The sequence below is a fragment of the Frateuria aurantia DSM 6220 genome, assembly GCF_000242255.2.
In the GTDB taxonomy this organism is placed as follows: Bacteria; Pseudomonadota; Gammaproteobacteria; order Xanthomonadales; family Rhodanobacteraceae; genus Frateuria; species Frateuria aurantia.
This window is the reverse complement of record NC_017033.1, coordinates 205,434-229,871: the sequence shown is the minus strand read 5'-3', so window position 1 is coordinate 229,871 and position 24,438 is coordinate 205,434. Positions and strand designations below refer to the sequence as shown.

22 protein-coding genes are annotated in these 24,438 nt (G+C 64.8%); 16 read left to right on the top strand and 6 right to left on the bottom strand.

Annotation, left to right across the window (positions count from 1 at the left end):
- The first annotated feature begins 1 nt into the window (after position 1).
- The 9 genes from FRAAU_RS00930 (at position 2) to FRAAU_RS00890 (ending at position 10,151) form a co-directional block, all read left to right on the top strand.
- Complete coding sequence (locus FRAAU_RS00930; protein WP_014401690.1) at positions 2-1,336, top strand: type II and III secretion system protein family protein; 1,335 nt, start codon at positions 2-4, stop codon at positions 1,334-1,336.
- An 18-nt stretch (positions 1,337-1,354) separates the two neighbouring features.
- Positions 1,355-2,620: a CpaE/TadZ family protein gene (locus FRAAU_RS00925; protein WP_014401689.1), complete on the top strand. Its 1,266-nt coding sequence runs from the start codon at positions 1,355-1,357 to the stop codon at positions 2,618-2,620.
- A 20-nt stretch (positions 2,621-2,640) separates the two neighbouring features.
- The gene (locus FRAAU_RS00920; protein WP_156803291.1) at positions 2,641-3,963 is read left to right on the top strand and encodes a TadA family conjugal transfer-associated ATPase; all 1,323 of its coding nucleotides are present in this window, start codon (positions 2,641-2,643) and stop codon (positions 3,961-3,963) included.
- Positions 3,963-4,901: a type II secretion system F family protein gene (locus FRAAU_RS00915; RefSeq protein WP_014401687.1), complete on the top strand. Its 939-nt coding sequence runs from the start codon at positions 3,963-3,965 to the stop codon at positions 4,899-4,901. The genes FRAAU_RS00920 and FRAAU_RS00915 overlap by 1 nt, the downstream gene beginning before the upstream one ends.
- Entirely contained in the window at positions 4,898-5,836 is a 939-nt protein-coding gene (locus FRAAU_RS00910) for a type II secretion system F family protein (protein ID WP_014401686.1), read from the top strand. The genes FRAAU_RS00915 and FRAAU_RS00910 overlap by 4 nt, the downstream gene beginning before the upstream one ends.
- A 17-nt stretch (positions 5,837-5,853) precedes the next feature.
- Positions 5,854-6,708: a tetratricopeptide repeat protein gene (locus FRAAU_RS00905; protein ID WP_014401685.1), complete on the top strand. Its 855-nt coding sequence runs from the start codon at positions 5,854-5,856 to the stop codon at positions 6,706-6,708.
- Positions 6,709-6,716: 8 nt separating this feature from the next.
- Positions 6,717-7,085: a DUF3613 domain-containing protein gene (locus tag FRAAU_RS00900; RefSeq protein ID WP_014401684.1), complete on the top strand. Its 369-nt coding sequence runs from the start codon at positions 6,717-6,719 to the stop codon at positions 7,083-7,085.
- 77 nt (positions 7,086-7,162) lie between these two features.
- A complete protein-coding gene (locus FRAAU_RS00895) occupies positions 7,163-9,253 on the top strand; it encodes a TadG family pilus assembly protein (RefSeq protein ID WP_014401683.1) in 2,091 nt (696 codons plus the stop codon).
- A 139-nt stretch (positions 9,254-9,392) separates the two neighbouring features.
- A complete protein-coding gene (locus FRAAU_RS00890; protein WP_052317755.1) occupies positions 9,393-10,151 on the top strand; it encodes a DUF2968 domain-containing protein in 759 nt (252 codons plus the stop codon).
- Here the strand turns inward: FRAAU_RS00890 and FRAAU_RS00885 are convergent.
- Both FRAAU_RS00885 and FRAAU_RS00880 read right to left on the bottom strand, forming a co-directional pair.
- Positions 10,130-10,885: a ComFC family protein gene (locus FRAAU_RS00885; protein WP_014401681.1), complete on the bottom strand. Its 756-nt coding sequence runs from the start codon at positions 10,883-10,885 to the stop codon at positions 10,130-10,132. The genes FRAAU_RS00890 and FRAAU_RS00885 overlap by 22 nt on opposite strands.
- A gap of 24 nt (positions 10,886-10,909) precedes the next feature.
- Positions 10,910-11,113 carry a hypothetical protein gene (locus tag FRAAU_RS00880; protein WP_014401680.1) on the bottom strand — a complete coding sequence of 68 codons (204 nt, stop codon included), beginning with the start codon at positions 11,111-11,113 and terminating at the stop codon, positions 10,910-10,912.
- A gap of 282 nt (positions 11,114-11,395) precedes the next feature.
- Between FRAAU_RS00880 and bioB the strand changes: the two genes are divergently transcribed.
- The 6 genes from bioB (at position 11,396) to bioC (ending at position 17,725) form a co-directional block, all read left to right on the top strand.
- A complete protein-coding gene (gene bioB, locus FRAAU_RS00875; protein WP_014401679.1) occupies positions 11,396-12,421 on the top strand; it encodes a biotin synthase BioB in 1,026 nt (341 codons plus the stop codon).
- 27 nt (positions 12,422-12,448) lie between these two features.
- Complete coding sequence (gene bioF / locus FRAAU_RS00870; RefSeq protein ID WP_014401678.1) at positions 12,449-13,669, top strand: 8-amino-7-oxononanoate synthase; 1,221 nt, start codon at positions 12,449-12,451, stop codon at positions 13,667-13,669.
- A 26-nt stretch (positions 13,670-13,695) separates the two neighbouring features.
- On the top strand, positions 13,696-15,228 hold the full coding sequence (gene ilvA, locus FRAAU_RS00865) for a threonine ammonia-lyase, biosynthetic (RefSeq protein ID WP_156803290.1): 1,533 nt from the start codon (positions 13,696-13,698) through the stop codon (positions 15,226-15,228).
- 82 nt (positions 15,229-15,310) lie between these two features.
- A complete protein-coding gene (locus FRAAU_RS00860; protein WP_041270310.1) occupies positions 15,311-16,060 on the top strand; it encodes a sulfurtransferase in 750 nt (249 codons plus the stop codon).
- Entirely contained in the window at positions 16,057-16,848 is a 792-nt protein-coding gene (bioH, locus tag FRAAU_RS00855; protein ID WP_014401675.1) for a pimeloyl-ACP methyl ester esterase BioH, read from the top strand. The genes FRAAU_RS00860 and bioH overlap by 4 nt, the downstream gene beginning before the upstream one ends.
- Positions 16,841-17,725, top strand: coding sequence for a malonyl-ACP O-methyltransferase BioC (gene bioC / locus FRAAU_RS00850; protein WP_014401674.1), 885 nt, complete (start codon positions 16,841-16,843; stop codon positions 17,723-17,725). The genes bioH and bioC overlap by 8 nt, the downstream gene beginning before the upstream one ends.
- 49 nt (positions 17,726-17,774) lie before the next feature.
- Here the strand turns inward: bioC and FRAAU_RS00845 are convergent, their stop codons facing one another.
- The 4 genes from FRAAU_RS00845 to FRAAU_RS00830 all read right to left on the bottom strand — a co-directional run bounded on the left by FRAAU_RS00845 (position 17,775) and on the right by FRAAU_RS00830 (position 21,625).
- The gene (locus FRAAU_RS00845; protein WP_014401673.1) at positions 17,775-19,283 is read right to left on the bottom strand and encodes an aldehyde dehydrogenase family protein; all 1,509 of its coding nucleotides are present in this window, start codon (positions 19,281-19,283) and stop codon (positions 17,775-17,777) included.
- A gap of 232 nt (positions 19,284-19,515) precedes the next feature.
- Positions 19,516-20,028 (bottom strand): O-acetyl-ADP-ribose deacetylase, encoded by a 513-nt coding sequence (locus tag FRAAU_RS00840; protein WP_014401672.1) that lies wholly within the window; start codon positions 20,026-20,028, stop codon positions 19,516-19,518.
- Complete coding sequence (locus tag FRAAU_RS00835; protein ID WP_014401671.1) at positions 20,025-20,636, bottom strand: DNA-3-methyladenine glycosylase I; 612 nt, start codon at positions 20,634-20,636, stop codon at positions 20,025-20,027. Before FRAAU_RS00835 ends, FRAAU_RS00840 begins: the two co-directional genes overlap by 4 nt.
- Positions 20,636-21,625 carry an aldose 1-epimerase gene (locus FRAAU_RS00830; RefSeq protein WP_014401670.1) on the bottom strand — a complete coding sequence of 330 codons (990 nt, stop codon included), beginning with the start codon at positions 21,623-21,625 and terminating at the stop codon, positions 20,636-20,638. Before FRAAU_RS00830 ends, FRAAU_RS00835 begins: the two co-directional genes overlap by 1 nt.
- A 79-nt stretch (positions 21,626-21,704) precedes the next feature.
- Between FRAAU_RS00830 and pepN the strand changes: the two genes are divergently transcribed.
- Positions 21,705-24,359 (top strand): aminopeptidase N, encoded by a 2,655-nt coding sequence (gene pepN / locus FRAAU_RS00825; protein WP_014401669.1) that lies wholly within the window; start codon positions 21,705-21,707, stop codon positions 24,357-24,359.
- Positions 24,360-24,438: the final 79 nt, after the last annotated feature.

The window sequence follows — 24,438 nt, the reverse complement described above, 5'->3', positions numbered from 1 at the left end:
AGTGACTTTCCGTGATCTGATCATCTGCCGATTGCTGCCCGCCGTGCCGCTGGCCATGGCCGCAGCCACGCCCGTCGCGGCCATGGCTGGTATCGATATCAGTGTGCAGGTGCACCAGCAGCAACCCTGGATCCTGCCGCCAGGGCTGAGCCGCATAGCGATTGCCGATCCTGCCGTGCTCGACGTGATGACACTCAAAGGCGGGCATCAAGCCCTGCTGATAGGCAAATTGCCCGGCATCACCAGCCTGCTGATCTGGATACATGGCCAGCGTGAACCACAACGCCTTCTGGTGCAGGTCCGCAGTGCAGCCCAGGGACCCGCCAATGCGGACGGCGACAGCTCGGCGGTGATCATCGAGAATGGCCAGTCCATCGTGGTAGGCGCCGCCCCCAATCTGCTCGATCACCAACGCGCCTACAAGGCCGCGGCCATGGCCATGCCAGGCAAACCCCCCGTGGATGCCGCCGAGGTCACCATGAGCAGCCAGGTCCAGGTGGACGTCAAGGTCGTGGAGTTCAATCGATCACTGTCGCGTCAGTTCGGTCTGAACTTCAACAAGAGCGGAGCTTTCCAGTACGGCATCATCAGTCCCAACGGCCCGAACAGCAGCAGTTCCAGCAGCAGCTCGAACACCGATTCGGCCAGTACCGGCTCGGCCATCACTTCGGCCTTCAGTCTGGTGGCCAGCTCCATGGCCCACAACTGGACGGCCGATTTCAATCTTCTGCAAAGCAATGGTCTGGCCCGGATTCTGGCCGAACCGACCCTGGTAGCCATGTCCGGACAAAGTGCCAATTTCCTGGCCGGCGGCGAAATTCCGGTGCCTGTGCCGCAAGGTCTGGGCACCACCACCATCGAATACAAACCCTACGGCATCGGTCTGACCGTAACACCCACGGTGCTGTCGGCTCATCGCATTGCCCTCAAAGTCGCACCCGAGGCCAGCGATCTTGACTACAGCGATGCCATCAGCATGAACGGCGTCTCGGTACCCGCCATCACTACCCGACGGGCCGATACCATGGTCGAACTGGGGGATGGCGAGAGCTTTGTGATCGGCGGTCTGGTCAGTCATACGCTGACTTCGACTGTCGACAAAATGCCTTTGCTCGGAGACATTCCGATTCTCGGAGCCTTCTTCCGCGATCTGAAATACAGTCGCCAGGACAAGGAGCTGGTGATCATTGTCACCCCGCACCTGGTCACACCGATCCGCGCCGGCGTCACCCTGCCCCTGCCCGGGGAGCGCGAAGCCAAGGCACACCTTCCCAGCTGGGGTGCCTGGCTGCTGCATCCGGCGGGCGACGATCAACTTCCCGGGTTTTCCCGCTGACGGAGGCGACAGCACATCATGTCGTTCAAACCCTTCATGTCGACACTTCCACCGACAACCACCGCATCGATGACCTGGTTTGTCTACGCCCCACGCAATGCCGTGCACGAAATCCTCATGCAGGCCGCTCCGGACGGCACGACATGCGAGTGGGTAGACAGCAACACGACATCGGCAGAAGAGCTGGCCGGCAAGCTGCCGCCATCAGCAGTGGTGGTGATCAAGTTCGCCCCCGATCTCGTCGAGTTTTCCACCCACGCCTGCAGGATTTTCAGAACCAGACGTCCAGATATCCATATGATAGGATCAGGACGATACTCGGAAGGCGTCATGATTGTGGCGGCGATGCGGGCAGGTGCCCGCGAATTCATCGATATCACCGCAACATCGGAAGAAATACGCCACCAGCTGCTGCAGATCCTTCACCAGATGGGCCGAGAGGACAACGAGGCCATTTCGACAGCCACGTCGCGAGCAAAGTTGGTGCTGTTGATCGGTGCCCGTGCCGGCGTCGGCAGCAGCACGCTGGCGGCGCATTTCGCGGTCCAGGCCCAACTGCATATGGCCGGTGCGGATCACTCCGAGAAGTCGCATGAGGTCATGCTGCTGGACCTGGGAAGACCGGCAGGCGATGCCTATCTCAATCTCGGCCTCAGCAGTCAGTTTCACTACGACGATGCATTGCGTGACGTCGACCGGTTGGATGCAACCCTGATCCGTGCGGTGATCGCGCAACATCCGAACAAACTGCGTGTGCTCGGCCAGCCTGCCGACTGCCTGGAAGCCCCGCGCGGAGGACCGCCGGCGATGGCCTTGATCGATCGGCTGCGACGTCATACGGACCTGATCGTGGCCGATCTGGGCGGTCTTGCACCCAGCCAGATTCCATCGCCATTGCTGCAGGCCGCCGACAAGATCTGGGTGCTCACGACCCCTGACATGTCTTCGATCATGTCGCTGGATCATCTCCTGAAACGAATCAGCCCGGATCTGCCACGCGACAACCGGATCGGCCTGGTCGTCAATCGCCACCACGAACATACCGGTATTGATCCCCGCCAGCTCGCCTCGCGCTTCGACCTGCCCCTGCTGGCCATACTGCCCGACAGTCAGCGAGGCCTGCGCAGCAGCATCAATCAGGGGCGACTGGTGCATGAACTGCACCCGCGACACAAGTATCTGCAGGCGATCCGCCGCCTCCTGCCGCTGATCGGCCTGGCCGGCCCCGCTGCCGCACCGTCCTGGCTGGGCCGACTTCAAGCCGCAACCCGTGCGAGCCGATGATGGAAAGCAATGTGATCTCCATGTCTTCAACCGGACCCAATTCTTTTGCCAGACAGGCCGCCATGTCTTTTGACCAGAGCCAGCAGTTTCAGGATGTGCTCACTGCCGCGCACGAATACCTGCTCAATCGCGTCGAGGAAGATCATGCGGACCTGGCCGCCTGGTCACCTGCGACGGTACTCGCCTTCATACGTCGCGAGACGCTGGCCTTTGTGCAGCAATGGCGGATACCCGTCAACGATCAGGAAATGGAGCTGCTGACCAAGGCACTGGTCAATGAGATCAACGGCTACGGCCCTCTTCAGGTCCTGCTGGAAGACCCCTCGGTAGAAGACATCCTGATCAATGGCTGCGACAACGTCTATGTGTCACGTCATGGCCGGCTCGAAAAGGCCGGCATCCGGTTCAGCGATGACCGGCATGTCCTGAGAATCGTAAGGCGCATATTGAACCCGCTGGGACGACGGCTGGACGAGTCCTCGCCGATGGTCGATGCCCGGCTGCCCGATGGCGGCCGACTGAACGCGATCATCCACCCACTGGCGGTGGATGGCCCGATGGTTTCCATCCGGAAATTCCGCAACGACCCTTTCAGTCCCCGCGAGCTGATGGAGAAGGGCAGCTTTGACTACGCGATCTATGCCTTGCTCAAGGCGGCCGTGGAAGCCCGCTGCAATGTGCTTATTTCGGGTGGCACCAGCTCAGGCAAGACCTCGCTGCTGAATGCCATGGCCAGTTTCTGTCCCGCCAGCGATCGCATCATCACCGTGGAGGATACGGCTGAGCTGGCCCTGAAGCATCCTCATGTGGTGCGGCTGGAAAGTCGTACCGGCGGCTTTGACGGCAGCGGCGCGATCCATATCCGCGACCTGATGCGCAACAGCCTGCGGATGCGTCCCGACCGCATCGTGATCGGCGAAGTGCGCGGCCCCGAAGTGCTGGAAATGCTGCAGGCAATGAATACCGGCCATGACGGCTCGATGGCGACCATCCATGCCAATTCACCGCGTGACTGTCTCTACAGGATGGAAATGCTGGCCGGATTCGCGGGTTTTCAGGGCAGCGAAGACAGCCTGCGGCGCCAGATCGCCAGTGCTCTCGACATCATCGTGCAGATCTCCCGACTCGGCAATGGCCGACGGGTGATCACTTCGATCACCGAAGTGATCGGGGTCAGCGACACCATGATTTCGACCCAGGACATCTATCAGCACGAAACATATCTGGATCTGGAACAGAAGGAACACAGCCGCTGGCGAAGTCTTGGCTTTCATCCCCACAATCCCAAGCTGGAGCCGTTCCGGCAGTATCTTCGCGAAGCGATGCAGCAGGAACGCTTCTGATGACGGCGGCCTTGCTGCTGGCAAGCCTGGCGAGCTTCCTGCTGGCAATGGCCTGTCTTCTGTGGTGGGAGTTGCCTGCCCGCCTTCGGCGCCGTCAGACACTGGAGCACTTCGATCGTCTGGTGACGAACGAGACTGCTGCAGCATCGCCTGCAACCAAGGCAGCCGCCGTGCCCTTAGCCCAAGGTCGCGGCAGCAGATGGATGGATGGTGCCAAGGCCGTACTGACTCGGGCCGGCCTGCCGGCCACTCTGAAGACGGTCATGCTTCTGCTCGGCCCCTGCCTCGCACTGTGCCTGCTGGCCTGGTGGCGCTTTCCGGACGGCTGGCTGGTACCTCCCAGCCTGGGCCTGTCCCTGCTTGTGGTCGGACTGCTTCTGAAACGGCGCATTGACCAGCAAAGGATGCGGATCACCCGGCAACTGCCGGGATTTCTGGATGACATGGTCAGAATGACCAGCATCGGCAACAGCGTTCCGATGGCCTTCGCGGCCACTTTTACGACCACCGAGACACCGCTGCGTACCATTCTGGAAAGCGCCATGGCACGGGTCCGCTCCGGCGCCGATCTGGACTGGGCCCTGGCCCAGGCCTCGGCACCCTACAAGCTCGAATCACTGGAAATGCTGCATGTCGTCACAGGTATTTCGATACGCCTTGGCGGGCGCTCTGACCAGATTCTGCAGCGCATCAGCCATTTCCTGCGCGACCATGAGCAGGCGCAGCGTGAATTCGTCGCCACCACGGCGGAGACTCGCATGTCGGCCTGGGTGATCGGTCTGCTGCCGATGGCAAGCGGAACCATACTGGCATTGAGCAATCCGGATTTCTTCAATCCGCTGTTCACCACCACGACGGGCCATCATCTGCTGCTGTTCGCGTTGCTGATGGAAACGGCAGGCGCTCTCCTGCTGTTCCGGCTGGCGAAATCGCTGTGATCGCGCTGCTGATCCTGACCGCGCTGGGCATGGCTGCCACCGGCCTCTGGATGTGGCGCCGTTCGGCATGGCTGGCGCGCAGCGAGTCGGCCATCGACCGGGCCATCCAGCGAGATCGTCATGCACAAGGCACAGCTCCTGTCGCGATCCGGCGATCCCTGCGCCAGCGCATCACCGGCATGTTCGAGGCCATAGGCAACAAGTTCTCGAAGAGAAGCCTTGGCCGCCATCTGGTGGCAAGCGAAGATATCATGCTGCTCAACGTCATCGGCCACGACAACAGCTCGGGACGCGCCATCTTCCTGGCGATACGCTTGTTGCTGCCCTTGGCAGCGGCCCTGCCTTGCCTGCTGCTGTTGCAGCTGCAAGGCCCTCGACGTCTTGCCCTGCTGCTGGCCCTGTTCTGCATGGGCCTGCTGATGCCCAAATGGATACTGGGCGCGTGGGCCGGCCGGCGGCGCCGCAAGGCAGGCCAGGAACTGCCTCTGTTGGTGGATCTGCTGCGACTGCTGCAGGGCAGCGGCTTCAGCATGGATCAAAGCCTGCAGATGGTGGCCGACCGGTTTCGTTCCGTCATGCCCGTACTGGGCCGCGAATTGCAGGAAGCCAATGCCTTCTACAGCCACGGGCGATCTCGCGAGCAGTCATTGCAGCATTTGCGGACCGCGTATGAAAACGATTCCATCCGTGCGCTGGTGCAGCTGATCCTGCAAGTCCACCAGCATGGCGGCGCGGTGCAGGAACCCCTGCGCCAATTTGGCGAGCGACTGCGCGAGCAACGGCTGATGGAGATGAAGGAACGGGCCGGCAAGCTGTCCGTGAAAATGACGATAGTGATGATGGTGACCCTGCTGCCGGCCCTGATGGCCGTGCTGATCGGGCCGGCCATCATCTCCCTGCAGGGCACAATGTCCATGCTACATTCCGCGCACTAGCCGCCTGGAACATGCTCATGGCCATCACCCTTCACGCCCTGAAACCACGTCTGCGCAGCTGCGGGGCCATGTTGATCGTTCCCTTGCTGGCTTGTGCCTGCCACAACACCGCCCCCGACAGGCTGCTGCATCAGGGACTTGCCGCCGATGCACCGCCGCCATCTACCGATGCGGCGCATCGCGATCAGCAGCGCATGTATCTGCAACTGATACGCGATATGCAGCGACAAGGCGCCTGGTATGCCTCGCTGGCGCATATCGATGCCTTCAGGCTGGAGAACGGTGATTCCGACGCACTGGAATTGCTGCAGGCCGAGGCGCTTCGAGCCACACACCAGGCAACGGCAGCACTGCCCATCTATCGGAAACTGATTCATACACCGGAGGCCGCGGCAGCCTGGCATGGCATCGGCATGATCGAATCGGGAAGCCATCACCGCGAAGCCGCCCTTGAGGCATTGGACAAGGCATGCACCCTGGCCCCGCTCAACGCTGACTATCTGGCCGACCTGGGTTACGAACGGCTGCTCAGCGGATCCATTCAGGCGGCTGGAAATCCGCTTTCCAAGGCTGCCGAGCTGATGCCATCGAACCATCGGATCATCGCCAATCTCGCCCTCTTCCAGCTGCTGTCGGGGCAGGCCGACGCCGCCGAGCGTCTGATGCAGGGTGCCGGACTCTCGCCGCAGGCACGTGCTGCCGTCCAGCAAATGTCCCGTGATATCCGGTCATCGACACCTGCGTTGCAGGCCCCTGCGCATGCAACCGCCGCAAGCTCGCCAACTCGTCAGGCGGACACTCCCGAGACCCGCCAGAATCCCATTCCCGAATCCATGCTCGATCGGTTCGGAGCCGCCACCGACAGTCGCTGAGGAAAACCATGCTGAGCTGCCCAGATCCTTACGCTTCCTCTCGCCGGTCCTGCTCGGCCCGCTGTCTGGGCCTTGGCCTGACCGGCCTGCTCCTGATCGTGGGCCAGATATCGCCATCGGTCGCGGCCGCCGTGTCTGACGGCGCGGCTCAAGCGAAAGGGGAAGCCCGGCGGCATGAAATCGGGGAAACCACCCGTCAGCTGCTTGAACTGCAGGCCTCCGGTCGAGCAGGTGCCCCCGTCCAGCCCATGACGGGTGACGAGGCCGCCGCCAGCTACAAGCGATTTATCGACAGTTTCAGCCATCCCATTCCCGAATATTTCCAGACCATGGTGGGTCAACGCTCTGGTGGCAGCGGCTCCGGCGGCGGCCGCTGATCATGCCAGCCCGGTTGCCGAGTGGCCCGCCGTTCCGATGGATCCGCTCCGCTCCGCCTCGTCGACAGCGTGGCGTGATGGCGGTCACGCTGGCATTCACCCTGATCGGCCTGCTGGTGATCCTGGGCAGCAGCGTGATCGGCTATCTGTACTGGCTGAAGCGCGATACCCAGAAGATAGCCGACCTGGCGGCGCTGGCAGGCGCGGCCCGAATGGATCAATGCACTACTGGAAACGACAATTCGGCAGCCGATGCCAACGCCAAAGATGCCAACCATCTCGAATCGAGCGCCACCATCGTCACCCAATGCGGCCGATGGAATCCAAGCAAAACCGGGGGGGACCACTTCACGGCTGGCGGCGGCACGGCCATGAACGCCGTCAAGGCCGAAGTCAGTCGCACGCCCGCCCCATGGATTTCACTGGGGCTGGATTTGCCGACGATTACCGCCAGCGCCATCGCCACCGGCAGTCCACCGGTCGCCGCTTTCAGCGTGACGCCGGCACTGGCCTCGCTGAACCATCAGGCCCTTCTTGGGCAACTGCTGCAGGCCGTCGGCCTTGATCCCAGCCAGCTTGACCTGGTCGGTTACAACGGTCTGGCCAATGTCCGGATCACGCCCTCAGGCCTGCTGTCCGCCCTGGGCATCGATGTCCCCGTCGGGGCGGACGTGGGCACCATCAACCAGCTGCTCGATACCAAGGTCGGCCTGTCGCAGCTGCTGGATGCCGAAGTGGGGCTGGCTGGCCAGAATGGTCTGCTCGGTCTCAATGCCCAGCTGCTCAGTGCATTGCAGGCTCGCCTAGGCGTCTCCGATCTCCAGGTTCAACTGGGATCCAGCGCGACCTCGCCGGGCATTTTTGCCCTGCTGCAAGGACCGGATGCGAATGCCGACACCGCTCTGACCGCCCAGGTCGATGCCCTGCAATTGCTGGCCACCAGCATCGGCGTGGCCACCGGGCAACATGCCGTTTCGTTGGGCGCCAATGCCTCCACCCTTAATCTCGGTCTGCTCAGCCTCACGGCAGCGGCCTCGGTCATCGAGCCGCCCTCGATCGGCATCGGCGGGGTAGGCACCACCGCCAACAGTGCCCAGATCCGGATTTTCCTGCACTTGCAGAGCGGCACCGACACTCTGGCCAGCAGCATTCCCCTGCTGGGCGATCTGGTCAGCGCCCTGATCAGGCTGCAGGTGGATATCCCGGTCGCCATCGATGTCGTGCAGGCGATGGGGACACTGACCGATCTATGCGATCCGGACGATCCGGAAACCCTCAAGGATGGCATACCTCGCGCCACCATCCGGGTCGACGCCAGCCTGCTGCAGACCTGCATCGGCAATTTCAGCCAGGCCGATGCCTTTTCGACGGTATCTTCCTGCGCGGCCATACCGGGGGCCTCCAGCAACAAGCAACTGCTCAGCGTCGGTACCGGCACCCTGCTTGGCAATGCCCAGCTGCTGGGTCTCAATACGCATATGCTGATCTCGGCCCTCCCCGCCAGCGGCTCGGTCACGCTGGCCGCAGGGCAATCCGGCACCGTCGGCAACCAGCTGCTGATCGGCGATACGGTCAGCAATCTGGTCACGGCCCTGACCGGCGCACTGCTGGTCAATACGGCAGGTGGCGGCAGCACGGCAAGCTGCAACGGGCAAGGCCTCAATACCTGTTACCAGCTGGCACAGGATCTGTGGAATACCACCAGTGGCTCGACACTGGCCCGGCTGTGGGCGGCGCAGAACACCATTTCCACCACGAGTTCTGGGTTGACCGGCTTTCTCGGCGGTACCCTGAACGGCGTGCTCGGATTGCTGGGGGGCGTGCTGACACTCAATCCGATCGGTATCGCGGATGGCCTGGGCACCGTGCTGACCCAGGTAGGCGGTCTCCTGGCCGACCTCACGGTCGGGCCCGTTTGCGCGCTGGGTAGTCAAAATGCCTGCATCACGCTTCTCGCCACCGGCATGGCCGGCAACACCAGCAGCGGCAGCGCCAATGTGGTCCCGCTGCTGCTGGGGTTCCTGCTGCAGGCGCTGCAGCCGGCACTCAATGCCATCGGCAGCGTGCTGCTGACACCCCTGCTGCAAGACGTATTGGGCCTGAATCTGGGGGTGACCACGGTTCACTTGGACTCCCTGCAATGCCATGCCGTGCATCTTGTCTACTGATGATGCCGCCCATGCCATTAGACTCCGCCACGGTCATCCGGTTAGACTCAGCGGTCAATACCATCCACGGTCCTGCGCCAACCATGGCTTGTCGTCTCGGACAGTCTTGTCGAACATCTTCGGGGAAGCGGAAATGAGCTTGAGCGTCCGACGTCGCAACGTCCATCTGGCGATTTTCGGTGCGACCGCACTGTTGCTGGCCGGAGCAAGCGAAGCGCGGCCCACCCACCGCAGTCACGCGGCGGAATCCGGCAGCCAGAGTCATGAGGCGCCCGCCACCTTCGTGGCCGCCGGCCAGGTCTCGGCCGCCAGCGTCAGCGAAATCGAAGGGCTGATGAGCGCCCATGCCCTGACGGAGATGCGGACCACCTACAATGGCCACTACGGTGCCAGCCTGCTGTTCGATGCGGACAAGCTGAGCTATTACATCGCGATGTTCCACGACAAGCAGTTCTGGCGGATCATCAAGACCGATACCTACGGCGATGCCGAGGCCGTCTACACAGCCTTCGGCCAGCAGACCGTCAGGCTGGCCCAGGTCGAGCTGGACGCGATCCGGCTGGAGGCCGGCCAGAAGTATTCGGCCAAGCTGGTGGCCATGAACCAGCAGCGCCTGCAGGAGCTGCAACTGGCCTCCACACGCCAGCAGCAGCAGGCCCAGCAGATCGCCAGCCTGCAGCATGAAGCCAAGCAGCAGTCCAGCACCCTGTCCGCCGAGCTGCAAAGCACCGATGCCCAGCTGAGCAGCGTGCAGGCCCAGGTCCGGGCCCTGGAACAGTCCCAGGCCAATCCGACCCTGGTGCTGCCGGATGTCTTTCCAGCCGCGTCGGCCGGGCAGGATGCGGCGCCCGCCGGCAAGCAGGACTCCGCCCCCCATCAGGTCCCCGGCCAGCCCTGAGCCTGTCCCCGGAGCCCGCCGACGCCATGCGGCGCGGCGGCCCGGGCCAGTACCCAGACATCGACACGCGGGACTCCGAGGCCGCGCAGCACGCGGCAGCAGGCCTCCAGCGTCGCCCCGGTCGTCATCACGTCATCCACCAGCGCCACATGTTCCGGCCACGGCCCGCGCAGATGCCCGGGAGCGAAGGCTCCGCGCAGATTGCGCTGCCGTCCCCGTGCGTCCAGTGCGGTCTGCGGCTCGGTGGCACGCTGTCTCTGCAAGGCTCTGGCCAGCAACGGCAGATGATGGTGCCGGGCCAGCACCTTGGCCAGCTCCAGCGCCTGGTTGTAGCCTCGTCGGCGCAGCCGTGAACGGTGCAAGGGCACCGGGATCAAGGCCGCCGGCGGCTCCAGCGGCATGGGCAGGCGGGCCCAGGCGGTGGCCAGCAGCTGACCCGCCGTCAGATCGGCCCCGAACTTGAACCGTGTTTCCAGCGCGGCCAGCGGCCATTCGTATCGAAACGGAGCCCAGGCCCGTTGCCAGGCCGGCGGCTTTCGCTGGCAACGACCGCAGGCGGCCAGAGGCACGGCCAGCGGCAGGCCGCAACGCGCACAGCAACAGGTATTGAAAGGGAAATCCGCCAGACACTCGGCGCACAGATCCATATCCTCCAGTCCGGGCCCGCCGCAAAGGCGGCAGACCCGGCCCGGAAGCAGGGCCCTCAGACGATCATGCCAGTCTCGGCGTTCCATACGGCATCCATGCCGACAAGAATATCAACCAGGCTTGTACATGGCGGCATCCAGAATCGACCACAAATGGACGATCCAGCCCATCCAGATCAGCCACAGCAAAGCCGCCAACACCACCATTACCAGCGCCTTCAGCAGACGCCCCTGCACCAACTGTCCCAGACCGGGGATAAAGAAACTGCAGATGGCTGCCAACACATTGCCGGTACTACCTTGTCCATTGCTCATCGGTCTTCTCGATATCTGATCACAACCGCCATCTTGCCCCAAGCGATGCGGTAATGGATATGCCACCGGCCAGACCCCGGAGCTCTGCGTCAGGATGCCGGCCCGTCACAGGCTCATGCGGTGCCGGCGCGAGCCGTGATACCGGTACCGGAATCTTCGTCACAAGCGCGGAAATCACGCGCCGCGGGCCGGCCTCTTGTAAACCATCATGGAATTTTCAGGTTGACATGCACCTTGCCCCCGCCGAAACTGCCCGGCTCAGCCACCGAACTCGGGCCAGCCATGTCCTCCACCTCGATCCGCCACGACTGGCAGCGCGAAGAAATCAGCGCGCTGTTCGATATTCCGTTCAACCAGCTGCTGGCCCGGGCCCATGCTGTCCATGCGCAATACCATGATCCCGATGCGGTACAGGTCTCGACCCTGCTGTCGATCAAGACCGGTGGCTGTCCGGAAGACTGCGCCTACTGCCCGCAGGCCCAGCGTTACCAGACCGGGGTGCAGGCCGAAAAGCTGATGAGCACCGAGGCCGTGCTGGCCCAGGCCCGCGCCGCCCGCGCCGCAGGTGCCAGCCGTTTCTGCATGGGCGCGGCCTGGCGCAACCCGAAAGATCGCGATGTGGAAAAAGTGGCCGAGATGATCAGCGCCGTGCGCGGTCTGGGCATGGAAACCTGCGCCACGCTGGGGATGCTCAGCTCCAGCCAGGCCCAGACCCTGAAATCGGCCGGTCTGGATTACTACAACCACAATCTCGACACCGCACCCGAGCACTACGATCAGATCATCAGCACCCGTTCGATCGACGACCGTCTGCAGACCCTGGACCATGTCCGCGAGGCCGGCCTGAAGACCTGCTGCGGCGGCATTGTCGGTCTGGGCGAAACCCGGGAACAGCGTGCCGGCCTGCTGCAGGCCCTGGCCAACCTGCCCCAGCATCCGGATTCGGTGCCGATCAACCAGCTGGTGCAGGTGCCTGGCACCCCGCTGCACGGCACCGAGGCTCTGGACCCGTTCGAATTCGTCCGCACCATTGCCGTGGCACGTCTGCTGATGCCGGCCTCGATGGTCCGGCTCTCGGCCGGACGCGAGCAGATGAACGAAGGCATCCAGGCGCTCTGCTTCTTCGCCGGCGCCAACTCCATCTTCTACGGCGACAAGCTGCTGACCACCGGCAATCCCCAGGCTGCGGCCGACCGGGCCCTGTTCCGGCGACTGGACCTGCACCCTCTGGAAATCCAGGAAGTATCGGAGACTGTGCATGCCTCGATTCTCGAGACCGCACAGGCCTGCGAGCACCCGCCGGCCTGAGTCGACGCCACCCGGAACAAGATCGACATGCCTGTACCTGCCCCGCGACTGAGCGAGCGCCTGCATGCCGCAGGCAGGCAGCGGATCACCGACGGGCTATGGCGGAGCCCGCCTCGCGTCGACTACCTGGATGCCACCCATGCTCTGGTGGGTGGCCGGCGGTTGACCGTGTTCTGCCACAACGACTATCTGGGTCTGGCCCATGCCCCCGAACTGGCCACGGCCCGCCTCGCCGCCGCGGCCCGCTGGGGCAGTGGCAGCACGGCTTCGGCCATGGTCTGCGGTTACAGCCGGGCCCATGCCGAACTGGAAGCCGCGCTCGCCGAATGGACCGGACGTGATCGCGCCCTGCTGTTCGCCACCGGCTACATGGCCAATGTCGGCGTGCTGCAGACCTTGCTGCGTGGCGGCGACGTCTGTCTGCAGGACAAGCTGAATCACGCCAGCCTGCTCGACGGTGCGCGATTGTCGGGGGCCATGCTGAAGCGCTATCCCCACGGCGATGCCGAAGCTGCCGCAAGGCAGCTTGCCCTTCACCCCGATGTGCCTGCCCTGCTGGCGACCGATGGGGTGTTCAGCATGGACGGCGATATAGCCCCGCTGGCCGACCTCAGCCGTCTGGCGACCTCCCGGCGGGCCTTGCTGCTGGTCGATGACGCCCATGGCCTGGGCGTGCTGGGGCCGGCCGGCGCCGGTACCGCCGCCGCCGCCGGGCTGGACCAGGTCCAGGTGCCTTTGCTGATGGGTACCTTGGGCAAGGCCGTCGGCACCGCCGGCGCCTTTGTCGCCGGGCCGCAGGAGCTGATCGAGGATCTGGCCCAGTTCGCGCGCAGCCATATCTATTCCACGGCACCACCTCCGGCACTGGCTGAAACCACGCTGGCGGCAGTGCAGCTGGCCCGGACCGACCATGGCCGTCGCGAACATCTGGACGCGCTGATCCGCCATTTCCGGCAGGCCGCCGCTCAGCTGAGCCTGCCGCTGATGCCTTCGCAGACGCCGATCCAGCCCTTGCTGGTCGGTGATGCCGGTCTGGCCTGCCGGATCTCGGCGCAACTGGCCGAGGCCGGTTTTCTGGTCACCGCGATCCGGCCGCCAACCGTACCCGCCGGCCAGGCGCGGTTGCGTGTCACGCTGTCGGCCGCTCACTCGATGGACCAGCTGGACCGGCTGCTGGACGCGCTGGAGCGCTTGTTCCACCAGAGCCCCGACTCGACGCTGGCGGATGGCTCTGCCACGATGCCATGACTCCATCGCCATCCACCGCCGCCCCCATGTCTGAACTCAGCGATCAACTGCAACAACGCCTGGAGCAGGCCCAGGTCTACGAAGCCGCCCGCGTCACTCCCCTGGATCACCTGCCGCTGTTGGGCAGCCGGCTCGGTCAGCCGGTACGGCTCAAGCGCGAAGACACCCAGCCGGTATTCTCCTTCAAGCTGCGCGGTGCCTACAACAAGATGGCAGGGCTGAACACCGAGGAACGTCGCCGTGGCGTGATCGCCGCCTCGGCCGGCAACCACGCCCAGGGCGTGGCCCTTGCCGCGGCCCGACTGGGCATCCAGGCGGTGATCGTGATGCCGGTGACTGCGCCCCAGGTCAAGGTCGATGCAGTCCACCGTCTTGGCGGCAAGTGTGTCGAAGTGGTGTTGAGCGGCGACAGTTACAGCGATGCCCAGGCGACGGCCGAGCACTTGCGCCAGCAGCGCGGCCTGACCTTTGTGCACCCCTTTGATGATCTGGACGTGATCGCCGGCCAGGCCACGGTGGCCCTGGAACTGCTGGAACAGCATCCCGGCCCCTTGCATGCCGTATTCGTGCCCGTCGGCGGCGGCGGCCTGCTGGCGGGTATCGCCGCCACCCTCAAGCGCCATCGGCCTGAGATCAAGGTCATCGGCGTGCAGACCGTGGATTCCGATGCCATGGTCCGTTCGCTGGAAGCCGGCCATCCGGTCAGCATGGCCGACGTCGGCCTGTTTTCCGACGGAACCGCCGTCAAGCGGGTCGGCGACCTGACTTTCGCGCTGTGCCGGGAACACGTCGATGCCATGATCCGGGTCGACACGGACGAGGTCTGCGCCGCGATCAAGGACATGTTCGAGGACACCCGCTGCATTCCCGAGCCGGCAGGAGCGCTGGCTCTGGCCGGGCTCAAGCAGTATGCCGCCGGCCTGCCATCGCCCGGTGAACCCTTGCTGGCGATCTGCTCGGGCGCCAATCTCAATTTCGACCGGCTGCGCTTTGTCGCCGAGCGGGCCGAGCTGGGCGAGCAGCGCGAAGCCGTCTATGTGGTGACCATCCCCGAACGCCGTGGCAGTCTGCAGCGCTTCTGCCGGTTGCTGGGCGAACAGGCCATCACCGAATTCAATTACCGCATCGCCGATGCCGGCGACGCGCGAATCTTCGTGGGCGTCCGCACCGCCCAGGGCGGTCGGCAGGTGCTGCTGCAGACCCTGCGCGATGCCGGCTATCCCAGTCTGGATCTCAGCCAGGACGAGCTGGCCAAGCTGCATCTGCGCCATCTGGTCGGTGGCCGTTCGCCGTTGGCCCATGACGAATCGCTGTACCGCTTCGAGTTTCCCGAGCGCCCCGGTGCGCTGGCCCGCTTTCTGGAACACATGCACCCGCACTGGAACATCAGTCTGTTCCATTACCGCAATCATGGCGCAGACTACGGCCGGGTACTGATCGGACTGCAGGTTCCGCCCGAAGAGAAAAACCAGTTCCAGGTCTTCCTGCAGCAGCTGGGCTACCCCTGGAGCGATGAAAGCGGACACCCCGCCTATCGCGAACTGCTGTGCAGCGCATGAATCCCCGCAAGCGACCGATGCCGGCCACGTCGCACCCGCAGGCCCCACTATAATGAAAGGGTCGAATCCCCTTGCCATGCCTATGTCCGTCGTCAATATCTCCGCCTACAAATTCATTGCCCTGGATGCGTTGGAACAACGCCAGCAAGCGCTGCGCGAGCGCTGCGAGGCCCTGCAGCTGAAAGGCACCGTCCTGCTGGCACCGGAAGGCATCAATATCTTTCTGGCCGGTGAACGCGCCGCGATCGACGCCATCGTCGCCTGGCTGCGCCGCGATCCGAAGCTGGCCGATCTGGACCCCAAGGAATCGATTTCCGACACCGCCCCCTTCGGCAAGCTGCGGATCCGTCTGAAGAAGGAGATCATCACCATGCGTCATCCGCAGATCCGTCCGGAAGGCGGGCGGGCTCCGTCGGTCAGCCCCGAAACCCTGCAGCGCTGGCTGCAGCAGGGCCGGGACGACGAGGGTCGCGAAGTGGTAATGCTGGACACCCGCAACGACTACGAGATCGCCTGCGGCAAGTTCAGCGATGCGGTGGACTACGGACTGACCAGTTTCACCGGCTTCCCCGATGCCATCGCCGCCGACCGGGAACGGTTTCGCGAGCGGACCGTGGTGTCCTACTGCACTGGTGGCATCCGCTGCGAAAAGGCCGCCCTGCACATGCAGGAGCTGGGTATGGAGCATGTCTACCAGCTGGAAGGCGGCATTCTGCGCTATCTGGAATATACCGATGCAGATGGCTGGGAGGGCAACTGCTTCGTCTTCGACGAGCGCGGTGCTCTGGATGCCGGCCTGAAACCGGCTCCCCTGCCGGCAGAGCCCTCATGAAGCTGGCCATCGATACCCGGGGCCGCGGGCCGGTGCCCATGGTCTGGATCCATGGCTGGGCCATGCATTCCGGTATTTTCGAACCCCTGATCGAAGCGATGGAAGACCGGTGCACCCTGTATCTGGTCGATCTGCCGGGGCATGGCCATTCCGCTGACAGCACGCTGTCCCTGGATCCGCAGGTCTGTGCCGATGCGATCGCGGCCAGGGTCCCGCCGGCCTGGTGGATGGGCTGGTCGCTGGGCGGGCTGGTCGCGATGCAAGCCGCCCTGCGTCACCGCCGGCAAATCCTCGGCCTGTTCATGCTGTGCGCCACCCCGCGCTTCCTGCGGGCCGAAGACTGGCCCCATGGCAGCGATCCGGCGCAGCTGCAAGCGCTGGCGACCAGTCTGCAACAGGACTACCACGGCACCATCGACCGTTTTCTTTCACTGGAGGCCTTGGGCAGCAGCGATCCCAAGGCCGAGCTGCGGACCTTGCGCCGCGAAGCCTTCGCCCGCGGCGAGCCGCGGCTGGAGGCATTGCAGCAAGGACTGTCGATCCTGGAGCAGGCCGACCTGCGCGCCGAGCTGAAGCAACTGCAGCTGCCAGGCGCATGGATCGGCGGCCGACGTGACCGCGTCGTGCATCCGGCCCAGCTGCGGACCGCCGCCACCGTGGCCGGCATGGACTACGTGCAAATGGATCATGCCGGCCACGCGCCCTTTATCGGCCATGCCGGCGAGCTGGCCGAGGTGATCGCCCGCCACTTCCCCGGCAGCACCGGCACGGAATCCGCGCATGTCTGACTATCATTTCGACCGCCGACAAGTCCGCCGCAACTTCTCAAGAGCGGCGAGCAGCTACGAGCGGCATGACGCCCTGCAGATCGAGGTGCAGTCATCACTGATCGAACGTCTGGACTTCTATCTAGAGACACCTTTCCGTGTCATCGACATCGGCGCAGGCACCGGTCGCGGCACCGCCCGCCTGAAACAGCGCTGGCCCAAAGCCGAGGTGGTGGCGCTGGACCATGCCCTGCCGATGCTGCAGGCCGCCAGGCGCAACCGCCACTGGCTGCGCCCCTTCCGTCGTGTCGTCGGCGATGCCACCGCCCTGCCGCTGAGCGACCACAGCGTGGATGTGCTGCACTCCAATCTGTGCTTCCAGTGGATTGACGATCTGCCCCGGCTGTTCGGCGAATGCACCCGTGTGCTGAAGCCCGGCGGCCTGCTTGTGTTCTCGACCCTGGGGCCGGACACCTTGCACGAATTGCGTTCGGCCTGGGCCGAAGCCGATGGCCAGTCGCACGTCAGCCGCTTTCTGGACATGCACGATGTCGGCGATGCGATGCTCCATGCCGGCCTGCGGGATCCGGTCCTGGACGTTGACCGATATACCCTGACCTATGAGCAGCCACGCGAGCTGTTGCTGGAACTCAAGGGCCTGGGCGCCAACCATGCCGACCAGGCCCGCCCGCGCGGCATGACCGGCCGGCGCCATTACCAGCGCATGCTCGAAGCCTATGAACGCTTCAGGCAGGATGGGCGGATACCCGCCAGCTGGGAAGTGATCACCGCCCATGCCTGGGGCCCGCCGCCGGGCCAGGCCCGGCGCGACGGCGGGACTGGCGAACTGGCCAGCTTCCCCGCCGACCAGCTGCGCGGCAGCCGCATGCGCCGCTGAACTGACGCGGCAGGGCGGCACCGTTGACGGTGCCGCCCTGCCGACTGGTTTACTTCGGCCAGCGGCCGGGGGCCGCTTCCTCGCCCGCGGTGAAGGCCAGCACCAGATTGCGACCGCCGACGAAGGCACCTTCCCAGGACTCGCCCAGGCCACCGAAAGACTCATCACGATCGCCGCGCGAACGCAGGGCGTTGATACCGACCTTGTAGGCCTGGATCCGGCCGGCCAGGGCTTTCGCCTGCTCAAGGTCATCACAGCCCACGGCGGCGACCAAGGCGCCGCCGGAGGCATTGGCCTCGGCCACCAGCTCGTCGACGGAATCGACGGGTACCACCAGGTCAACCGGACCGAACGGCTCGTTGCGATACAGTTCGCTGTCGGCCGGCGCACCAATGACCAGTTGCGGGGCGAGATACGCGGAGCGATCCTGACCGGTCCCGAAACTGTCATCGACCAGTTCGCCGCTGTACAGCACGCGGGCACCGCGACTGACGGCCTCATCGATGCGAAGCTTCAGTTCGGACACTTTGGCGGCCGAAATCAAGGGACCGAAATCAATGGACTCCCCCTGGAAGGGGTGGCCGACACGCAGATCGGCCACGGCCTCCCGCCAGGTCTGCACGAACTTCTCGAGCAGGCTGCGCTCGACCACCCAGCGGGTGTAAGCCGTGCAGCGCTGCTTGCCGTAGTCGAAGCCGGCGCGGATCTGCTTGCGCAGCAGCGGCCATTGGCTGAAACCGGTAATGGCATAGGCATTGATACCTTCCATCTCCAGCGCATATGCCTTGCCGCTGCCCTTCAGCTGCTCGCCGACGGCACGCCCGTTGCGACGGCCGCCCACAAAGGCCATGCCGGCAATGTCGGCATGGGCCACCAGCGCCGGCGACAGCGCGCGCCCGGCACCACCGATCAGACTGACCGGCAGACCGGCTTCGAACAACAGACCGAAAGCGATGGTCAGCGACACGCCGCCGCCCTGACCCGGAATCTTGGCCACCACGCTGTTGCCGGCCAATGCCTGCACCAGCACATTGGTCAGCAGTACCGAGAACGGGTAGTTCCAGGAGGCGATATTCGATACCAGTCCGATCGGTTGCCGGCCTGCCAGCATCTCGTCGATGCCTTGCAGGTACCACTCCACCCCTTCGATGCAGCGATCCACATCACTGCCGGCGGTACGCCAGGTCTTGCCGATATCCCAGGCCAGCAGGCCTGCCAGCAGATCGCGCTCCTCGCGCAGCTTCTGCAGGGCAGTGCCGACCTGTGCCGTCCGTGCTTCCAGACTCAGGCCGGCCCAGGCCGGATAGGCCTGCGCGGTGCATTGCACGGCCTCGATCGCCTGCTCCGCCGTCAGCTGGGGCAGCTCGGCCCAGACCTGCCCATCGATCGGCGAGCAGGCCGGACTCCAATGACCGGATGACTGCCACTGCCCCAGAATCGGTGCCAGCAGATGGCCGTCGGCATCAAAGGCCTGCGGCAGGCGCTGTCGCGCGCGATCCAGCAGCTGTGAACGATCGAGATGAGAGGGTATTGCCAGAACAGGACGTGCGACCGACACCGTGATTCCTTTGCAGCGGGATACTGGGTCTGCCGAGATTAATGATTTGGAACGATCCATGTAGGACTGCGACCATATGCACCACCTGTCTGATCGCCACGATCACGGCTTCCGCGTTCAGCCGGCGAGACTTCCAGCTGTTCAGCCTGCTGTATTGATGCAGTGCAGCATGGGCCAGGCCAGTCATCGAGATCGCCATGGACCCGATGGACAGCCGCGCTGTCAGCCACCATCAGACCGCAAGCAGTTCCCGATATATCGCCAGATCGGCCTCGGAGAAACAGCAGAAGATAACCTGCCGCACCGCCGGAACAGAGGCAAGGCAGGTCTGGACCGTACCGACGGCGATCCGCGCCGCCGCTTCACGCGGATAGCCATACACGCCGGTACTGATCGCGGGAAAAGCCAGACTGTGGATACCGTGCCGGCCAGCCAGCTGCAGGCAGTGCCGATAACAAGCCGCCAGCAGCTCGGCCTCGTCACGATGGCCACCTTGCCACACCGGGCCCACGGTATGGATGATCCAGGCGGCCGGCAAGGCAAAGCCCGGAGTGAGCCTGGCCTCGCCGACCGGACAGCCCCGCAGGGCGCGGCAGGCCTCGAGCAGCTCGGGCCCCGCGGCACGGTGGATCGCGCCATCGACACCGCCACCGCCCAGCAGTGCGCTGTTGGCCGCATTGACGACGGCCCCCACCCGCAAGCAGGTGATATCGGCCAGCTCGCAGCTCAGCGTCGCGCCGGTCATGGCGCGCTCCCTGGCGGAGGCCCCTGCACCTGACGACACACGCAATCCTGCAGATGGTCATTGACCATGCCGACCGCCTGCATAAAGGCATAGCAGATCGTGCTGCCGACAAAACCGAAGCCGGCACGCTTCAGTGCCTTGCTCAGCTGATCGGAAAGAGGCGTACGGGCCGGTACTTCAGCGGCATGCGACCAGGGCTGATCGATGGACCGGCCGCCCACGAATGACCAGAAAAACCGGTCCAGGCTGCCATGGGTCGCAATCAGGGTCTGCGCCGCCCGCGCATTGCGACGGGTCGCCTCGATCTTCAGGCGGTGCCGGATCAGCCCGGGATCAAGCAGGCAATGCGCCAGTTCGGCATCGCTCATCGCCGCGACCCGGTCGATATCGAAATCATGGAAGGCACGGCGGTAGTGCTCGCGGCGAACCAGCACGGTGCGCCAGGACAGTCCGGCCTGGGCTCCTTCCAGGATCAGGCATTCGAACAGATCACGGTCATCATGCAGCGGCCGACCCCACTCCGCGTCATGGTAGCGCTGCAACAAGGCATCGTCGCGAGCCCAGTGGCAGCGCACGACAGCATCCGTCGCCCCGGCCGGCATCTCCATCAGGGCAGCTCCACCCCGAACACGAAATGCCGATCGGCACCGGACTCCAGCCGCACTGTCCCGGCGCAATCCGCGCGGTTGAAAGCATTGGCCAGGCTTTCCATCGGCTCCAGCGCCACCGAACGGCGGACATCACGAGCCACGGTATCGGCGGTAAACACCAGCATGATGCCAGCCTCCTGCCACACCACCAGCTCGCGACCGGATGCCGGGTCCCGCAGCCGGCTGCGGATCCGGCCGTCGGCATCGGCCTGCAGGCCGGTATATCCCTGATCGATATGCACCGGTCCGACGGCATGGGCCTGGCGGAAATCCAGCTCTGGTCGCGAGGCCACCGGCACCAGGGCCTGTTCGCCGGGCAAGGGGATATTGTCGGCATCGACCTTGATCAGCGTCTCGGCCGGCACCTGCAGCAGCCAGCTGTCCACCGGCGTGCCGCCGACCCGGAAATACGGATGCCAGCCGAAAAAGCAGGGTGCCGATGTCTCGCCCACATTGCGCATGCCGGCATCCACGGTCAATCCGGCCGGGTCCAGCGTGAACCGGATCTCGATATCCACTGCGTGAGGATAACCGGCGAACACCCCCGGCCGGATCACCTGACTGCGCAACAGCAGCCAGGCCGACTGATCGTCCGCGGCCGTCTCGACCAGTTCGTAATCGGTGCTGCGCAGAAAGCCATGGCGGGCGACGCGGTCGGCGCCGGCCAGACCGGGCGCCATGTCCTGCTCCACACCGTCCCAGTCATAGCGGGCATCGGCAATGCGGTTGGCGAAGGGTGCCATCGCCGCGAACCGGGAGCTGGGCCGGCGCTGCAGCTCGTCGGCGTCGCGATAGGCATCGGCCAGCTCGAAGCCGTCGCTGCCGGTCAGGCTGAGCAAGGTCGCCCCATGCAAGGCCACCTTCAGCTGGCGACCACTCGCATGATCAAGCAACTGCACCAGAGGATAGCTCCCCCATCCGTCCTGAACTGATGAAAATCGCGTCATGTATCGAACTCCGAGGCCGTCAGGCATCCATGGTAGCCTGCGGGCCTCTACAGGTTAATCATCCAAACGGTTTCTGCGCATGAACAAGCCCGCCGGCATGCCCGCCCCACTCATCCGTCTTGCCGACTACCAACCGCCCGCCTGGAGCGTGAGCGACGTCGATCTGGAATTCGATCTGGCGATCGAGCGCAGCGAAGTCCGCGCGCGCCTGGTGCTGCAGGCCGGGCCGGATCCGCAGGCGCCGCTGCGCTTCAACGGCGAGGGCCTGGAACTGCTGGAGATCCTGCTGGATGGCGAACCGCTGCCGGCCGGCCGCTACCGCCACGAGCACGAACTGCTGACGATCGAGGGCGTGCGTCACGGCCAGGTGCTGGAAACCCGGGTCGCGCTGGCGCCTGCCGCCAATACCGCGCTGGAAGGTCTGTACCTGTCCGGTCGCCGCGAGACCGGCTTCCTGCTGACCCAGTGCGAAGCCGAAGGCTTTCGCCACATCACCTTCTTTCCCGATCGCCCCGACGTCCAGGCTCGTTACACGGTGACGCTGCGGGCTGATCGCGAACGTTTTCCCGTGCTGCTGGCCGGCGGCAACCCGGCCGGTCACGGCGAACTGGAAAACGGCCGGCACTGGGCCCGCTTCGTCGATCCCTACCCCCGTCCCAGCTATCTTTTCGCCCTGGTCGCTGGCCGACTGGAACGGATCAGCCAGGATTACCGCACGGCCGATGGTCGCGACGTGGCGCTGCACATCTGGGCCGAAGCCGACGTGATCGACCGCTGCGACTACGCCATGGACGCGCTGGTGCGCAGCATGCGCTGGGACGAGCAGGTCTACGGCCGCAACTACGATCTGGACGTATTCCATGTGGTGGCCACCCACGATTTCAACATGGGCGCGATGGAGAACAAGGGTCTCAACATTTTCAACGCCAAATACCTGCTGGCCGACCCCGACTCCAGCACCGACGAGGAATACCTGCATGTCGAGGCGGTGGTCGCCCACGAGTACTTCCACAACTGGAGCGGCAACCGCGTCACCTGTCGCGACTGGTTCCAGCTCTCGCTGAAGGAAGGCTTCACGGTATTTCGCGACCAGTCCTTCTCCGCCGACATGAACTCGGCCTCGCTGAAACGGATCCAGGACGTGTCCACCCTGCGTCGCGCCCAGTTCAGCGAGGATGCCGGCCCGCTGTCGCATCCGGTGCGACCGGCCCAGTATCGCGAGATCAACAATTTCTACACCGCCACCGTCTACGAGAAGGGCGCCGAGCTGGTCCGCATGCTGGCCGGCCGGGTCGGGCCGCAGGCCTTCCGTCAGGGCACCGACCTCTACTTCGAGCGCAATGACGGCCGCGCCGCCACCATCGAGGATTTCGTCGGCGCCCTCGGCGAGGCCAGCGGCATCGACCTGAGCCCCTATCTGGCCTGGTACGGCCAGGCCGGCACGCCTCGCCTGCAGGCCCGCGGCAACTACGACCCCGCCAACGGCCGATACGTGCTGGAGCTGGCCCAGTCCACGGCGCCCACCCCAGATCAGCCGCACAAGAAGGCCCTGCCGATTCCGGTGCGCCTCTCGCTGTTCAACGCCGATGGCCAAGCCCAGCGCCTGCGGCTGGCCGATTCGGAGCAGGATCTTGGCACCGAAACCGTGCTGGAACTCACCGACCAGCGTCAGCGCTTCGAATTCACCGGCCTGAGCCAACCGCCGATCCCGTCCCTGCTGCGCGGCTTTTCCGCGCCAGTGGTGCTGGACGCGGACTATGCACCGGACCAGCTGGCCATTCTGCTGCGCCACGATCCGGACGGCTTCAATCGCTGGGAGGCCGGTCAGCAGCTGGCCCTGATGGCCTATGACCGGCTTTATCGCGGAGAGGACGCCAGCGCGGCCTTGCAGGCCTGGACGGAAGCCTTGGCCGATCTGTTCGCCCAGCCCGATCTCGATCCCGGCCTGCTGGCCGAACTGCTGAGCCCGCCCAGCGAAACCGAACTCGCCGAGCGCCAGGTCGATATCGACCCGGAGCACATCCATCATCTGCGGCACCAGCTGAACGACGCGATCGCCGCCCGGATCGGCCTGCCACCTCTGCTGGCTCGCTACCAGGCCCTGGCCGCGGCGAGCACCTCCGCGCTGGATGCCTCCAGCCAGTTGCGTCGCCGTCTGAAGCAGGTCCTGCTGGGACTGCTGAGCCGGCTGGATGCCAAGGTCGCGATTCCGCTGGCCCAGGCTCAGTACGCCACCGCACCCGCCATGACAGACCGCCTGGCCGCCCTGACCGTGCTGCTGAATACCGGGGCCGCCGAGGCCGGTCCGGCACTGGCCGATTATCGCCGTCGCTATGCCGACAACGCTCTGGCCATGGACAAATGGTTTGCCGTGCAGGCGCGGGTGCCCGGTGCCGCGGCTCTGGCCCGGATCGAAGCCTTGGCGGCTGACCCGGCCTTCAGTCTGAAGAACCCGAACCGGGTGATGTCACTGCTGGGCATCTTCGCCCGCGCCAATGCCAGCGGCTTCCACCGTGCCGATGGCAAGGGCTATGCTTTTGTCAGCCACCAACTGCAAGTCCTGGATGCTCTCAATCCACAGGTCGCCGCCCGGCTGGCGACGGCACTCAACGGCTGGCGGCGGCTGGAGTCCGGACGTCGCGAGGCAGCCCACGCCATGCTGCGGGAGCTGGCCGCCCGGCCGCAGCTCTCGCGCAATCTCGCCGAGATCGTCAACCGGATCCTGGAAGGCTGAACACCGGACCCGGCCCGTATCTCCGCGATACGGGCCGGCGCGGATTGTGGCAGGCGATGCTGTATCCTGATCCCTCGTA

Coding starts and splice junctions, on each gene's coding strand:
- FRAAU_RS00905 (WP_014401685.1), top strand. CDS start 5,854: ATGGCCATCACCCTTCACGCCCTGAAACCACGTCTGCGCAGCTGCGGG.
- FRAAU_RS00860 (WP_041270310.1), top strand. CDS start 15,311: ATGTCCGTCGTCAATATCTCCGCCTACAAATTCATTGCCCTGGATGCG.
- FRAAU_RS00885 (WP_014401681.1), bottom strand. CDS start 10,885: ATGGAACGCCGAGACTGGCATGATCGTCTGAGGGCCCTGCTTCCGGGC.
- FRAAU_RS00925 (WP_014401689.1), top strand. CDS start 1,355: ATGTCGTTCAAACCCTTCATGTCGACACTTCCACCGACAACCACCGCA.
- bioB (WP_014401679.1), top strand. CDS start 11,396: ATGTCCTCCACCTCGATCCGCCACGACTGGCAGCGCGAAGAAATCAGC.
- FRAAU_RS00835 (WP_014401671.1), bottom strand. CDS start 20,636: ATGGAGATGCCGGCCGGGGCGACGGATGCTGTCGTGCGCTGCCACTGG.
- bioC (WP_014401674.1), top strand. CDS start 16,841: ATGTCTGACTATCATTTCGACCGCCGACAAGTCCGCCGCAACTTCTCA.
- FRAAU_RS00920 (WP_156803291.1), top strand. CDS start 2,641: ATGTCTTCAACCGGACCCAATTCTTTTGCCAGACAGGCCGCCATGTCT.
- FRAAU_RS00900 (WP_014401684.1), top strand. CDS start 6,717: ATGCTGAGCTGCCCAGATCCTTACGCTTCCTCTCGCCGGTCCTGCTCG.
- FRAAU_RS00880 (WP_014401680.1), bottom strand. CDS start 11,113: ATGAGCAATGGACAAGGTAGTACCGGCAATGTGTTGGCAGCCATCTGC.
- bioH (WP_014401675.1), top strand. CDS start 16,057: ATGAAGCTGGCCATCGATACCCGGGGCCGCGGGCCGGTGCCCATGGTC.
- FRAAU_RS00895 (WP_014401683.1), top strand. CDS start 7,163: ATGGCGGTCACGCTGGCATTCACCCTGATCGGCCTGCTGGTGATCCTG.
- pepN (WP_014401669.1), top strand. CDS start 21,705: ATGAACAAGCCCGCCGGCATGCCCGCCCCACTCATCCGTCTTGCCGAC.
- FRAAU_RS00915 (WP_014401687.1), top strand. CDS start 3,963: ATGACGGCGGCCTTGCTGCTGGCAAGCCTGGCGAGCTTCCTGCTGGCA.
- bioF (WP_014401678.1), top strand. CDS start 12,449: ATGCCTGTACCTGCCCCGCGACTGAGCGAGCGCCTGCATGCCGCAGGC.
- ilvA (WP_156803290.1), top strand. CDS start 13,696: ATGTCTGAACTCAGCGATCAACTGCAACAACGCCTGGAGCAGGCCCAG.
- FRAAU_RS00840 (WP_014401672.1), bottom strand. CDS start 20,028: ATGACCGGCGCGACGCTGAGCTGCGAGCTGGCCGATATCACCTGCTTG.
- FRAAU_RS00830 (WP_014401670.1), bottom strand. CDS start 21,625: ATGACGCGATTTTCATCAGTTCAGGACGGATGGGGGAGCTATCCTCTG.